Genomic DNA, 12583 nt, shown 5'->3' on the forward strand with positions numbered 1-12583 from the left:
TCTGGCATGAATATCATTCTGAAAAATATAAATATCAAGGAACGATTTGAACCGACGCACCGCGATCAAGGTTGGCAAGACCTATAAACCAACCTATGCCCGCTTGTTGATCAGAAGAAGAACCACGAGAGGAAAGAAAAAGTGAAAACCACGACAATCAGCGATACCGTGCCTTGACCCGATTCTGATCTATACCCATGCAATCGAGAGTTTGTCGGGGGTCGGGGGTGGTAGATGGACGTGGTCTGGTTTCAGGATTTTTGGAGAGGATTTCGGCGCTTCGTATATCCAACAATTCGCAAGAAAGCAATACAGGCAACAATCATCTTTCGTGATGTGTTGACTGTTATTTGGGTATTTTCCGCACTTGGCTATTTGGCGGTCAATGCTGTCCCGAAAAGAATTCTTTATTCGGTGATTGCTCCCCGAGTTTACGACTATTTTCTTCTGTCCGCGGTCACATTCGGCATATATTTGCTGATCACGATATTGTGGCACTTTATACAATGGGCACGAAATGTTGCTCGCCGTGGAAAAGACGATGCGCAAGACCGTTGATCTTACGGCAGCCTTTACCGCCGGCGCGGTTATTGGCGCTCTCGCCTGGCCGCACCTGATCGGGCTGGCCCCGTTGGTTCTGGTGGCCCTGCCGTTCTGGAACCGGCGGCATTGGGCGGCACCCTTCCTGTCGATGCTGGGCTACCATCTGGCGACGACGTATGGGCTGATCCACGGTACGGACGACTTTTTCCCGACTGCCGGGGTTGGTCTTGGGATTACCTTCTGGACCGGATCATCGCTGGTGTTTGCCCTGCCCTATCTGTTGTACCGTCCACTGTTCCGGTGGTTGTCCGGTTCTGCGTGGTGGCGAAAGGCGGGGGCGGCCATGGCTATCACGGTGCTCCTGTCCGCCGTCTCGACCATCCTGCCACCGTTGGGCCTGATCGGCTGGACCAGTCCGTGGATTGGCGCGTTACCTGGAGGCTGGTTTACCGTGATCATGACGGGCATGGCGGTAGGGTGGGCAGGATCAGTAGCCGATATGCCAGCGTTCCCGGCGCTCTGGTTTGCTGGAGCTACCCTGGGCCTTTTCGTTGGACTGCTGTTTGGTGTGCCCAGGGTGCCTGCCCTCCCCGCTCACTGGACAGCCATTGATACCCGCTACGGCGAACTCACGGGACTGTCCTATGTCGAGGCCAGTATGCAAATGGCGCCGATAGTCCTGCGCGACTTTCGCCACGGCTCACGGGTAGTGCTCACTCCAGAATCCATCGCCGGACCCTGGCTGCCGGGCACCCGTGCCATCTGGCAGCCGGTCTTGCACTATACGGCCACCCACAAGGGCAAGGTCGCCCTCATTGGTGCGGACATTCCCCTCCGGGATGGCGGCTATGAAGATGCGCTGGTACAGATGCAGGACGGGCACGAGACCATCCTGCCAGACCGGATACCCGTGCCGTTCTCCATGTGGCATCCGTGGCGGCCACGGGCCAGCTTTCCCATGCGCGTCTTCGGAAAACCGGAACTGGCGACGGTCAACGGCAAACAGGCGGGCTATCTCATCTGCTACGAGCAACTGCTGATGTGGCCAGCCCTGGGCTTCATCGGGCACCACCTGCAGGTCCTGCTGGCCCCAGCGAACGACTGGTGGGCCGATGGGACCGACATCCCGGCCATTCAGGCGGCTTCTGCACGGGCCTGGGGTGCGTTCTTTGGGTTGCCGGTGGTGCGGGCGGTGAATCAATAAGTTTGACCCGATTCGGATCTATACCCGGCGATGACCGAGCATCCAGGCCAAGGCACCCCCTGCCCTCGCCACCTGGATGCAGGACTACCCATTGGGGTATTGGATTCGTTGGAATCGGAGGCGTTATGGGAGATTTGTTGCCGGAAGAACCCGGAAAATCCGCACATGGAATGGGTTCGCCTTTTCGGGAAAAAGCGCAGAGGCTGGTCCGGCGAGCCGACCAATGGCTCTTGAGATATTTCGAGCGGCCTGCCCCGCATCATGCCGCGACACGGTTGCTGCGGGCACTTTTGCTGGTGGAAGCGCCGATCCGGTGGCTGGACAAGCCGGTAGCCATGCTGTTGGCGGGTATTCAGGTGCGTGAGCGCAAGCGTCGGGAGAAGCACCTTGAAAAGCATCGTTAAGTGGTCCCTGTGGGGCATGTTTGGCATCTTCACAGGGCTGGCCGCCTTGTACCTGGGGATACTGGCGATCGTGCGGTGGGATCATTTGGCCCTGAACGCATCGACCTGTGAGCCGCTGGGCCTCTATAAGCTGGAAGGCAATCCGTTCCCGCTGCACGATGGTGAACTGGTGGAAGTGGAGATCCCCGGCCCGGACCATCACCCGGCGGTGGCTGAGGGCCTGAAGTATCACTGGTTCCCGGCTGGACAGCCGTGGATCAAGCACATCTCTGCCCTGCCTGGCCAGACGGTGGTGCTCAAGCGGGCGGGTGTGTGGGTGGACGGGCACTATCTGCCGAACTCGCATGTGGACTGGCGCACACCTGGTCAGAAGCACGCGATCATGCACTATCCCTTTGGCACCTACCACCTGAAAGATGGGCAAGTCTGGCTGTATGCGCCTGGTAATTATGCGTTCGATTCGGCCTACTACGGGCCTGTGCCAGAGACGCACATTCTGCAGAAAGCGCGGCCATGGTGGGTGATTCCTGGGAGTCAGTATTGGCTGAAAAGAGGTAGCTGATGGAAGCTGTTGGGTTTGCCATTGGCACTATTTGTCCGCCGTTTCGTATGCCCCGTGTACGCGGGGGATGAAAGGCAAAAAATCATTGCTGGATATTGATCCAGGCGCCGCACTGGAGCGCCTGGAAATAAAGTGGATGCGGATCGGTGGCCTGGTGGTGTAGCGTATGCCTGACCCGATCCTGATCTATACCCATGCACGAATTGACGGGTATGGGTGGTCGTGGTGGCAAACTTTAATCCAACAGACGAACAGGCGGAAATCGTTTCATTGGCCTCGCTTGGGGCTTCGGTTTCGGTCAGCGCGTTTGCCGGGGCAGGCAAAACCTCCACACAGGTTCTGGTGGCCAAGGCATTATTGGCAAAACGCCCCAACCGGACCATCCATTATTTCGCCTTCAACAGCACCATGGCAAAAGAGGCTGCGGGGAAGTTTCCCGATGCGGTGAAAACGTCCACTGCCCATGCGCTCGCTTACAACGCCCCATTTAACGGATCCGTGCTGGGCAACGCCTTTCGTGGCCGCACACGCTGTGGTAAGAAACTGCGGGATGCCGTGATCGCCAATCATGCAAAGCGGATTGATGACTTGCGGGAATTTGGTCTGGCGGGTGGCGCGGCGGTTTCCAGCATTCTGGATACAGTCAGGAACTTTTGCTATTCGGACGCATTGACTATTTCATCTGCCCATGCTCCTGGCAGCGTCGTGAGCATCATCAAGGCGTTGGGTGGCGGAGCGGATGTGGGGCGGGCCTTTGCCCGAACCGTTGCCGAAGCCGCTACCGAAGTGTGGCGGCGCATGTCCGATTTGCGCGGCGATTACCCTTCGACTGATGACGTGTACCTGAAATTGTGGGCCATGTACGGGGACTTCTCCGGGTTTGATGCCGTGCTTTTTGACGAAGCGCAGGACGCGAATCCGGTCATGATCAGCGCGTTAAAAAAGATGCGTGATGCCGGCGCGCAAATCATCCTCGTTGGGGATCGGCACCAGAGCATCTATGGCTGGCGTGGCGCCGTGGATGCCATGAACCTGTTTGGTGATTTCCGGCAGGCGGCCTTGACGGAATCCTTTCGGTTCGGCGAGAACATCGCGGCACCATCCCGCCTGTTTCTGGACGCTGCGGGGGAGGATCGGGAACTACGGGGCCGGAATCCAAATCCTGGCTTTCACAGCGACAGCAAAAAACACGATCACCATCCCGATGCCATTTTGTGCCGCAGCAATGCCGGCGTGATCTTCTCCGCCTTGCGGTATATCAGGCGCGGCAAGATGCCGTACATCGAAGGGGGCGGCGAGGCCGCGGCAAAACTGCTTTCCGCTCTGCGATCCTTGTATGAAGGGCGCCCCGCATACGGGCATCCGGAGTTGTCTCTGTTCCATCATTGGCATGATCTTGTCGATTATTCCGAGACGAAAGAGGGGGGAAGCTATCGCCCCTATGTGAAGATAGTGGAATCTCTAGTGAATGATGAACGCGGCGGTGACGGCGTTACCGCGCTGGATGAGGCCATTCATGCGCTGCGCGAGGGAACGGCCAGGTCCCGGCACTCAGGCTTTGTCACCATCAGCACGCTGCACAAAGCCAAGGGTCTGGAGTGGCCCTGTGTCCGTCTGGGAGAAGACTGGACGAAGACGCATCTGGTGACGAAGTACGAATACCTGGGGAAAAGCGGCGATGTCGAAACCGCATACGGGGTGAATCAGGAAAGCTACAAGCTCCTCTATGTCGCCTGGACAAGAGCGCAGGAGCGGTTAGAGACCAATGGCCTGCAGGCCATCTATGAGGAACAGGCCACGTTGCTTCAAGATTTCCCGGTGACGCCAGAAATCAGAAAGAAGGCCAGGGAATACAGAAACTGGAAGGCTGGCAGGGAGCCGGTCGCCTGACCCGGGGATCAGGCCGCGATCTTCTTGACGCCCTTGGCGGTCCCGCGTTGCCTGGCTGCCCAAAGATCATAAGTGGCCTGCATTCGCAGCCAAAACCCGGCATCGACCCCCAGTGCCGCTTCCAGACGCACGGCCATGTCTGCGCTGATGCCGGCGCGACCGTTCAGGAGCGCGGACAATGCTTGTCTAGTGACGTTGAGCGCCTTGGCGGCATTGGTAACGCTCAGACCCTCTGGCAAATAGTCACGCAGCACCTCGCCGGGGTGCGCGGGATTGTGCATGTCGCTCATTGATTTCAGCCTCTCAGTGATAATCCAGATAATCCACTTGTGTAACATGGGTGTCGTCAAACCGAAAAATGAGTCGCCAGTTTCCGTTTACGGTAACAGACCAGAATCCCTCGAAGTTGCCGGTGAGCCCGTGCAGTCGCCAACCTGGTGCGGACAGATGTTCCGGCGCTTCCGCCGCATCCAGCGCGGTCAGCAGGATGCGCAATTTGTTCGCATGTGATGGCTGGATTCCCGCCTTGCTTCCGGTGCGGAAAAATCCTTCAAGCCCTTTGTGTCGGAAGGTTTTGATCACCAGACGACTGTAAAGCGTAGCTTGTCGCTTGTCAATCCGGTGGCGCCCGCGTCTGCGCGCCTTGATGCTGATCCATTTTTCCGGCGTCAAAAAATGGCCTGACCCGATTCTGATCTATACCATTACACTGGGCGGCGATAGTCGGCGCCCTTTCACTGAACAGGAGTGTCATGCCGTGAGTAGATCGAAGGTGTTGTTGGCGGTAGCCGTGTTGGCGCTGGCCGGATGTGGTCAGGAGCCTTTGCATTCTGAAAAATATTACGAGACGCACAAGTCAGCGTTACGGCAGGAACTTGCGTCGTGTAAACCTGTTTACCATACGGCGGACAAGAGAAAGCTGCTCAAAGCCTATCTGGACGGGAATCATAAGGTAAGAAACTGCGTTTATGCGAGGAACGCGAATTCGGCCATCCATCCATCACGGTTGTGGTAACGGTGGTCAGATTGACCAATCCTTGATGCCGTGAATCAGGTACTCCGCAATGGCAAGCCCTACGGGCTGTTGCGCACGGTCATTCCGTTGCGGATGCACCTGTATTGTCAGGCCCTGGCCTTTGTGCAGGGCCTGAGCCATCGAGCGATGCTTGGACAATGCGCCCAGGATTTTGTGAAGGCCCGGCCATGGGAGCGGGGCTTGCGCTGGCGGTCCAGTCCAGACCCGGATCAGGTGAGCGATTTGGAGTGGGCACAGGTTGCCGTGCCGTTGCCGCGGCGGTTGGCGTCAGACCTGATGAAGATAGGGGATCAGCAAGGGGTGCCGATGGATTCGGTGTTGTATTCCATGCTGTTTTGGTATGCGTGGGAGGTTTATCCGCCCTTGTATGAGCGAGTGCGCAGAAGGGACGAGGGGGCTGTATGCCAAAAGTGATCACGGTGACGAACCAGAAAGGTGGCGTAGGAAAGACGGCCCTGGCGGTTCATATCGCGGCCTATGCTGCCGCTACGGGGAAAAAGACGCTGTTGGTGGATCTGGATGTGCAGCGGAATGCCACGTTCATTCTGACGGGCAAGGCCACGAATGAGGGGTATTGCGTTACGGATTTGTGGGACAGGCAAAAACCCATCGCTTTTGCGGATACCCGGTTTGGTAGCCTCAAGCTTTTGCCCGGCCAGGAAGCCGTCGGATTCATTCAGGAGCAGGGTTTGATAGCTGGCATCAATGCCATGAAGCGATTGATGCGCGAAGACTTCGATGTGCTGGTCTTTGATACGCCGCCAGCCGCCGGTGTGCAGCAGTTCTCGCCGCTCTACCTGGGGGGTGTGATGGTTGCTCCGGTGGAGCCAGACCTTCTGGCAATGCAGGGGGTGTCTTCTTTGCTGCGGATTTGGAAGGGCGTGAATGATCGGATAAAGGACCTCGTGCCGGCCATGGTTATTAACAAGCGCGTGCTCAATTCGACGAATCAGCAGGCGGTTGTCGATGTCCTTCTGGCATCTGGGTTAGGCAAGTATGTCTTATCCACACAGTTGACGCTGCGGCAGCAGGTGCCTAACGCACTGAAACGTGGTTTGACGGTGTGGCAAGCGGAAAGGACAGACCCCGCCGCGGCAGCGTGGGCCGGTATTTGTCAGGAGATTTTGAATCTGCAAAAAGACAAGGAGGCAGAAAATGGCGAAAATTGATTCGTCCCGGACGATGTTGGACGAAATTGAGAAAGCATTTGCTGAACTGGAAGCGCAGGGAGAGGTATTCCCAGGAGACGACCCCGCTCGGAAATCTGCCCCGCCTGCATCGGAACCCGCCAACGCCGCGCTCTATCTGTCTCTGTCGGACATCGAGGCAGACCCGGAGCAGCCTCGCAAGTCCTTTGTGGGCGATAGCGAGGCAGACAATAGCCTGGAATCGCTGCGGGACAGTATCATGCAGCATGGCGTGCTGCAGCCCATTTCGGTGCGCCGGGTGGAGTCCGGCAAGTACCGCATCATCGCCGGCGAGCGCCGCTGGCGGGCATCGTGCATGGCCCATGAGTCCGGGGCCGCGTGCCAGCGTGCGGGGTATGACCTGTCCCGGATTCCGGCGGTCATCCTGGAGCCGGTCGATGATGCCGACCGGCTGGAAATGCAGTTGGTGGAGAACCTGGCCCGGGCGGACATGCCGCCCATGGATACGGCACGAGCGCTGGATCGGCTGCGATCCTGTATGGACCCCAAGCCCAGCATGGAGGAACTGGCCCGGCGCCTGGGGCGGTCCCGTGCGTGGGTGCATCAGATGCTGTCCATGGTCAGTCCGGAAGCGCAGGAAGTAGCCGGGATTCTGGGAGTGCCAGTGGAAAGCATCGGGAGAACAGACCTCAGCCGGATGTGTGGCTGGCTCAAGGATGATGCCAAGCGCAAGGTCCTGGAGACCATCCGCTCTCGCCTGAGCCCGGGTGTGATGCTCACGCGGGCCCTGGTTGATGAGGAAGAGGCACGTTATGAACAGGCTCGGCAGGCGTCACAACGCCCTGAGCCTGCAACTGAAAGTGGTGCAGTGGATGGGGATGGCGTGCGCCTGGTCCCCGATGGTGTGGTGACCCCTGACGCAGGGGCAGGAGAGAATGTTTTGAAGGAACCGGAAGAATATATTGTCGTGCATAGTCCAGAAGACCTGGTGGGTCTACAGATGGACGATGGCTCTTATGATGGGGAAGATGATGACGAGGATGGCGGTGAAGGCGAGGACCCACTGACCGATGAAGGGGTGGATGACGGTGTTCAGCCCCCCGCCGTTGCCCCCCAAGCCCTCGTGACTGTTGCTGGTGCTCCAGAGTCCGCCAGGCCCGCCACAGGGTCTCCTGTGCCCGCTGCTGCGGCTTCTGGCGCGGCACCAGCGTCGGCTGCCGCTACCGGCGTCCATTCGCTGGCATTCCCGGTACCCCAGGCTATGTTGGCCCGCCTGTTTCGTCTGGCCGGGCAGCCGTTGGATGGCACTCCAACGCCCGAGCAGTTTGTTGAGGCGCTATCCGTTGTTCTGGCTGTGCAGGAGGGGTGAGGCATGGCAGATGAAGCCGATATAGCCGGCCAGATGCAGGAGCAGGAGATGGCCTTGTTGATGGCCCAGCGGGCTGGATCCCGCACAGAATCCGCCGACGAGGACGATGCGGGGAACCGTTATTGCCTGGACTGCGGGGAAATCATCCCCCCAGCCAGAGTCCAGGCGGTACAGGCCGTGCGCTGCGTCCATTGCAGCAACAAAAGGGAGCGTTTCAGCCGCCTCTCCGCCCAGCGAGGCGGTATGATGCGGTATCTTGCCAACACCAGGGATATCGAATAGTTGTCGTAACACATCGGGCTTTTACCAACGGGGCTCATCTGTTGGTTTATCCATAGCGCACCTTGTGGATGATGTAAGCTCCTTTCTCATCCACAAAGGACAACCCGTCGCTGCGAGCCAGGAGAGCGAAGCGGGGGCGAGTAGTCCCCAGTAGGCAACGCGGCGAACTGCATCCGCCGAAACGACCGCGTAGCTGGGAGTGTAGGCGCGTGCTGTGCCGCATGGCTGCCGTAAAGATGTAATGGATGCCTCCCCCTACAGGACGGGCAGCGGGGAGATCCAGAAGCAGGGAGTCCTCGCTTGAACCGAACGGCATCAAAGTGCCAAGGTGGAAGTTCATCCACGAAAAGGTCAAGGAGGGGTCAGCTCACGAAACGGAAAAAATCGTACGCTAAGCCTCGCCAGGCATTCGTAGCGGCCGGAACTTGCCTTGCTCAACTTGCTTGTTCTGCCGCCAAATGTAGTCTCCGGTCAGGTTGATGTGCTCCCAGCCCAGCGGCGAAAGGTGCGGTAGCAGCCGCTCGTCGATGTCTTTGCCCGAGTCGCGCAGCGCCTGGACTGCCCGTTCCAGATAGACCGTGTTCCAAAGGATGATTGCCACCACCACCAGATTGAGGCCGCTGGCACGGTAGCGCTGGTTCTCGAAACTGCGGTCACGAATTTCACCGAGCCGGTTCAGGAACACGGCGCGGGCCAGCGCGTTCTTCGCTTCGCCCTTGTTCAAGCCAATCTGCACGCGGCGGCGCAGTTCGACGTTTTGCATCCAGTCGAGTGCAAACAGCGTGCGCTCGATGCGCCCCAGCTCGCGCAAGGCCACCGCCAGGCCATTCTGGCGCGGGTAGCTGCCGAGCTTTCTGAGCATCAGCGAGGCCGTCACCGTGCCCTGCTTGATCGAGGCGGCCAGCCGCAGAATCTCGTCCCAATGGGCGCGAATGTGCTTCACGTTGACGTTGCCACCGATCAAACCGGCGAGCGTCGGGTACTGTTTGGCGTCGCCGTGGATATACAGGCGCTTGTCGGCCAGGTCGCGGATGCGCGGAGCGAAGCGGAAGCCCAAGAGGTGCATGAGGGCGAACAGATGGTCGGTGAAGCCCGCCGTGTCGGTGTAGTGCTCCTCGATGCGCAGGTCGGATTCGTGATACAGCAGCCCGTCCAGGACGTGGGTGGCGTCGCGCACTGTGGCGTTGATGACCTTGGTGTGGAACGGCGCGTACTGGTCGGAGATGTGGGTGTAGAACTGCACGCCCGGTTCCTGACCATACTTCAGATTCACTTGGCCGGCAGCTTGGCCACGGCCGCCGGCCTTGAAGTTCTGTCCGTCCGATGACGACGTAGTGCCATCGCCCCAGTAGGCGGCGAAAGGTTGGCGGAACTGGACGTTGACCAGCTCGGTCAGGCCCGCCGAATAGGTTTCGTCGCGGATGTGCCACGCCTGCAACCACGTCAGCTTGGCGTAGGTCACCCCGGGGCAGGACTCGGCCATCTTTGATAGGCCCAGATTGATGGCATCGGCGAGAATGGTCGTCAGCAGCAAATGCTGGTCTTCGGTTGCCGTGCCGCTCTTGAGGTGCTTGAAGTGGCGGCTGAAGCCGGTCCAGCCATCGACTTCCAGCAGCAGTTCGGTGATCTTCAGATGCGGCAGCAGGCTGTACGCCTGCTGCATCAGCGCCTCGGCCTCATCCGGCACGGCATTGTCCAGCGGCGTAATCTTGATTCGCCCGGTGCTGGTGATGGCCGCATCGGGCAGTTCGTTGGCAGCGGCCAGCCGCTCGACTGTCGCCAGTTGCTCTTGCAGCACCGCAAGCCGAGCATCCAGAAATCGGTCGCAGTCGGTATCGACAGCCAGACCCAATTCCCGCTGGTCACGCTGCGCCGCGAATCGCGGCGGCGGCAAGAGGTAGTCCTCGAAATCCTTGAACTGGCGCGATCCCTGCACCCAGATGTCGCCGGAGCGCAGTGAGTTCTTCAGCTCGGACAGCACGCACAGCTCATAGAAGCGCCGATCCAGCCCATCCTCCGTGCGCACCAGGTTTTCCCAGCGCTTGCGCACGAAGGACATGGGTGCGTCGTCCGGCACCTTGCGCGCCTGACGGTCGTTCATCCCCTTGAGCACTTCGACGCCGGCCAGCAGTTCGCGCGCGGCCGGCGCGGCCTTCATGGTCAGCGCATCCAGCAGGGTCGGCGTGTAGCGTCGGAGCTGGGTGAAGCCGTCGCCGACCAGGGCCAGGAAATCGAAGTCTTCCGGCCGGGCGAGCGTTTCCGCTTCGGTAATACTTTCGCTGAACGCATCCCAGGGGATGATCGCCTCGATGGCGACGAAAGGATCGCCGCCCGACTGCTTGGCTTCCAGTAGGGCGCGACCGATGCGCGAGTACAGCCGCACCTTGTCGTTGATCGCCTTGCCAGACTGCTGGAAGCGGTCAGCATGGTTACGCTTGGCCTTGCTGAACAGCGAACCCATGAAACGGTCGTGCAGGTCGATGATTTCGTCGATCAGCGTAGCGCGGGTGTCGAGGATCACCGCGACCAAGGTTGCATAGCGACGGTTTGGCTCCAGGTCGCGCAGGTGCTGGGCTGTCATCTGTCCGCCTTCGCGAGCGAGCTTCAGCAGACGGTTCTGGTGAATAGCGTGTTCCAGGCTGCCCGGCAGCGCCAGGTCGCGAATGGTTTTCAGCCGTTCCAGGTGGGCCAGCACATGCTTGGGCTTCGGCGGGCCGGGCGGCTGGCGTAGCCAGATCAGCCCGCTGCCCTTGGTGCCCTCGCGGATCGCCAGCAGGCCATTGACTGCGCGGCGGTGGAAATCACCGAGCGGCGCGGTGAGCGCTTCATAGACTTGGCGCGTGCCACGTGTCAGCGCCTCGCTGCACAAGCGCTCGATGACATCGACGGTCGGAAGGATGATGCGTTGCTGCCGCAGCAACTCGACCAGCGCTTCGGCCAGCACGATACCCCGGTCGGTCTGCTGGGCGAGATCGGCGAGCTGGTGCACGAAGTGCCGGTAGTCAGCGACAGCGAACGGTGTCAGCTTCAGCCACGCCTGCAACTCCAACAGGTGCTCGCGCCGCGTTTCCGGCCGCTGCGCATACTGCGGCCAGATGTTCGGCTCGATGCGCAACTGGCGACCGACGATGTTCAGCAGGGAGGCGGGCGGCTCTGCATCCGTCGGCAGGGCAAAGCCGGGATAACGCAGGTAGCACAACTGCACCGCGAAGCCGAGCCGGTTGTGGCTGCCGCGCCGCTGGCGAATCACCGACAGGTCGGGTTCGGCAAAGGTGTAATGCCGGATGAGTTCATCGTCGGTGGTCGGGAAGGCGAGCAGGCCGGTGCGTTCGGCGGGTGTCAGTAAATTGCGGCGCGGCATGGTCAGTCATCCGTTCTCAGATACTGGTACAGGGTTTCGCGGCTGATACCGAACTCGCGGGCAAGCTGTGCCTTCTTCTCGCCGGCCGCAGCGCGACGCCGCAACTCGGCCACCCGCTCCGGCGCGAGCGCCTTCTTGCGGCCCCGGTAGGCCCCGCGCTGTTTAGCGAGCGCGATGCCCTCGCGCTGCCGCTCGCGGATTAGGGCGCGCTCGAACTCGGCGAACGCGCCCATCACCGACAACATCAGGTTTGCCATCGGTGAGTCCTCGCCGGTGAAGGTCAAGTGTTCTTTGACGAACTCGATGCGCACGCCGCGCTGAGTGAGGCGCTGCACCAGGCGGCGCAGATCGTCCAGGTTGCGCGCCAGGCGGTCCATGCTGTGCACCACCACCGTGTCACTCTCGCGCACGAACCCGAGCAGCGCGTCGAGCTGCGGGCGCTGGGTGTCCTTGCCCGACGCCTTGTCGGTGAACACCTTGTCCACCTGGACGTGTTCGAGCTGCCGCTCTGGGTTCTGGTCGAAGCTGCTGACGCGGACGTATCCGATGCGATGCCCCTGCAAGATGCCTCCTGATCTGTGAGTGTCAGGCAGAAATCTATGACCTTGCGCGGCATCCGTCAAGAAATTGAAAAGTTGGCTCTATTCTGACGCCTACGAATGGGCTATCCTGACATCCAGTTAGGGTATAGTCTAACTGGACGAGTCAAAAAGCATTGCATATATTTCAATAGTTGTTGTATACTCAAAATATGGAAAAGCAAACTGCCACATCAATCTTCGAA

14 protein-coding genes are annotated in these 12583 nt (G+C 59.8%); 9 read left to right on the forward strand and 5 right to left on the reverse strand.

What is annotated here, in order from left to right; genetic code table 11:
• The first annotated feature begins 234 nt into the window (after positions 1–234).
• The 5 genes from AB4090_RS14130 (at position 235) to AB4090_RS14150 (ending at position 4603) form a co-directional block, all read left to right on the forward strand.
• Positions 235–558 (forward strand): hypothetical protein, encoded by a 324-nt coding sequence (locus tag AB4090_RS14130; RefSeq protein WP_369574529.1) that lies wholly within the window; start codon positions 235–237, stop codon positions 556–558.
• Positions 518–1747, forward strand: a complete 1230-nt coding sequence (locus AB4090_RS14135; protein WP_369574530.1) for a conjugal transfer protein TraB — start codon at positions 518–520, stop codon at positions 1745–1747. The genes AB4090_RS14130 and AB4090_RS14135 overlap by 41 nt, the downstream gene beginning before the upstream one ends.
• 125 nt (positions 1748–1872) lie before the next feature.
• A complete protein-coding gene (locus AB4090_RS14140; protein ID WP_369574531.1) occupies positions 1873–2151 on the forward strand; it encodes a hypothetical protein in 279 nt (92 codons plus the stop codon).
• Positions 2135–2713: a S26 family signal peptidase gene (locus AB4090_RS14145; protein ID WP_369574532.1), complete on the forward strand. Its 579-nt coding sequence runs from the start codon at positions 2135–2137 to the stop codon at positions 2711–2713. The genes AB4090_RS14140 and AB4090_RS14145 overlap by 17 nt, the downstream gene beginning before the upstream one ends.
• Before the next feature lie 225 nt (positions 2714–2938).
• Positions 2939–4603: a UvrD-helicase domain-containing protein gene (locus tag AB4090_RS14150; RefSeq protein ID WP_369574533.1), complete on the forward strand. Its 1665-nt coding sequence runs from the start codon at positions 2939–2941 to the stop codon at positions 4601–4603.
• 8 nt (positions 4604–4611) lie between these two features.
• Here the strand turns inward: AB4090_RS14150 and AB4090_RS14155 are convergent, their stop codons facing one another.
• Both AB4090_RS14155 and AB4090_RS14160 read right to left on the reverse strand, forming a co-directional pair.
• The gene (locus AB4090_RS14155) at positions 4612–4893 is read right to left on the reverse strand and encodes a HigA family addiction module antitoxin (protein WP_369574534.1); all 282 of its coding nucleotides are present in this window, start codon (positions 4891–4893) and stop codon (positions 4612–4614) included.
• Positions 4894–4906: 13 nt separating this feature from the next.
• The gene (locus tag AB4090_RS14160) at positions 4907–5275 is read right to left on the reverse strand and encodes a type II toxin-antitoxin system RelE/ParE family toxin (protein ID WP_369574535.1); all 369 of its coding nucleotides are present in this window, start codon (positions 5273–5275) and stop codon (positions 4907–4909) included.
• Positions 5276–5648: 373 nt separating this feature from the next.
• On the opposite strand from AB4090_RS14160, the gene AB4090_RS14165 reads away from it, so the two are divergent.
• From AB4090_RS14165 to AB4090_RS14180, 4 genes are read left to right on the forward strand one after another with little or no spacing between them, the layout of a single operon-like run.
• Positions 5649–6053, forward strand: a complete 405-nt coding sequence (locus AB4090_RS14165; RefSeq protein WP_369574536.1) for a hypothetical protein — start codon at positions 5649–5651, stop codon at positions 6051–6053.
• The gene (locus tag AB4090_RS14170; protein WP_369574537.1) at positions 6041–6808 is read left to right on the forward strand and encodes a ParA family protein; all 768 of its coding nucleotides are present in this window, start codon (positions 6041–6043) and stop codon (positions 6806–6808) included. The genes AB4090_RS14165 and AB4090_RS14170 overlap by 13 nt, the downstream gene beginning before the upstream one ends.
• On the forward strand, positions 6795–8156 hold the full coding sequence (locus AB4090_RS14175; RefSeq protein WP_369574538.1) for a ParB/RepB/Spo0J family partition protein: 1362 nt from the start codon (positions 6795–6797) through the stop codon (positions 8154–8156). The genes AB4090_RS14170 and AB4090_RS14175 overlap by 14 nt, the downstream gene beginning before the upstream one ends.
• 3 nt (positions 8157–8159) lie before the next feature.
• Positions 8160–8438 (forward strand): TraR/DksA C4-type zinc finger protein, encoded by a 279-nt coding sequence (locus AB4090_RS14180; RefSeq protein WP_369574539.1) that lies wholly within the window; start codon positions 8160–8162, stop codon positions 8436–8438.
• Between the two features lie 46 nt (positions 8439–8484).
• On the opposite strand, the gene AB4090_RS14185 is transcribed toward AB4090_RS14180, so the two are convergent.
• The 3 genes from AB4090_RS14185 to AB4090_RS14195 all read right to left on the reverse strand — a co-directional run bounded on the left by AB4090_RS14185 (position 8485) and on the right by AB4090_RS14195 (position 12362).
• A complete protein-coding gene (locus AB4090_RS14185; protein ID WP_369574540.1) occupies positions 8485–8754 on the reverse strand; it encodes a hypothetical protein in 270 nt (89 codons plus the stop codon).
• A gap of 75 nt (positions 8755–8829) precedes the next feature.
• Positions 8830–11799, reverse strand: a complete 2970-nt coding sequence (locus AB4090_RS14190) for a Tn3 family transposase (RefSeq protein WP_369574541.1) — start codon at positions 11797–11799, stop codon at positions 8830–8832.
• A gap of 2 nt (positions 11800–11801) precedes the next feature.
• Entirely contained in the window at positions 11802–12362 is a 561-nt protein-coding gene (locus tag AB4090_RS14195; RefSeq protein WP_369574542.1) for a recombinase family protein, read from the reverse strand.
• Positions 12363–12583: the final 221 nt, after the last annotated feature.

Source organism: Acidithiobacillus sp. IBUN Pt1247-S3, from assembly GCF_041146875.1.
In the GTDB taxonomy this organism is placed as follows: Bacteria; Pseudomonadota; Gammaproteobacteria; order Acidithiobacillales; family Acidithiobacillaceae; genus Igneacidithiobacillus.